General features: G+C 66.0%; 1 pseudogene. It reads right to left on the minus strand.

The window, feature by feature from the left end:
* A pseudogene (locus AC01FP_RS18155) lies at positions 1 to 832 on the minus strand (hypothetical protein); the annotation flags it as partial.

Genomic DNA, 832 nt, shown 5'->3' on the forward strand with positions numbered 1-832 from the left:
GCAATATCCTCCAGCATGGCCCAGCCTTCATCGAGCTGACCCGCTTCGCCGAGCAGTTCGGAGTGCGCCATCGCCAGGTTCAGCCGGTCATCGCCCGACAACTCGAGCGGCTGCAGCAAGGCAATTGCATCGTCGAGCTTGCCATCCTCCGCGATCAGCTGCGCGAGGTAGATCGCGTGCGACGCCTGTGCGTCGAGATCGTAGGCTTCGCGCGCGTCGGCAATCGCCTCGCGGGTGCGACCCAGTTCCTGATAGGCCCCGGCCCGATCGAAAAAGCGTTCGACCGTCGGCTCCAGCTCGATTGCCTTGGTGTAGTCCTTGATCGCCCCGTCGAGATCGCCGTGGTATTCGCGCAGCGATCCCCGCAGCGACCAGCGCCACGCCTCGGTCGGTTCGTTGTCGATGATCGCGGCATAGGCCGCTTCCAGCTTGGCCACCCGCTTCGGCTTGTCGCCGTCGGCAAATTGCCAGTACCGCGTCACCGTCTCCGGCGCGCGCAGGACCGGGTCACCGCCCTTGAACCGCGCGGCCTTGGCCCGTTCAGCCCCGAGTTCCGCGACCGGGATTTCCGCAGGAATCTTGCGTGCGTCGTCGATCAGAGTGACGCTGTTGCCCGATTTCGAGAATTCGCGGTGGAAGCGGACCCCGGCGATGGTATCGTCGACTGCGCCCAGCCCCTTCAGTTCGAACCCGGCGGCATCGTCCGGCAAGACCAGCGTGACTTCCTCGACATACCCGACCGGTCCGGCCACCGCGACCGGGATTTCCCGCCACGCCTTGCGCGCCCGGTCTGGGGTGAACTCGAACCCGGTACCCGGCGTGTCGAATGCCA

The sequence above is a fragment of the Cyanobium sp. NIVA-CYA 375 genome, from assembly GCF_056108345.1.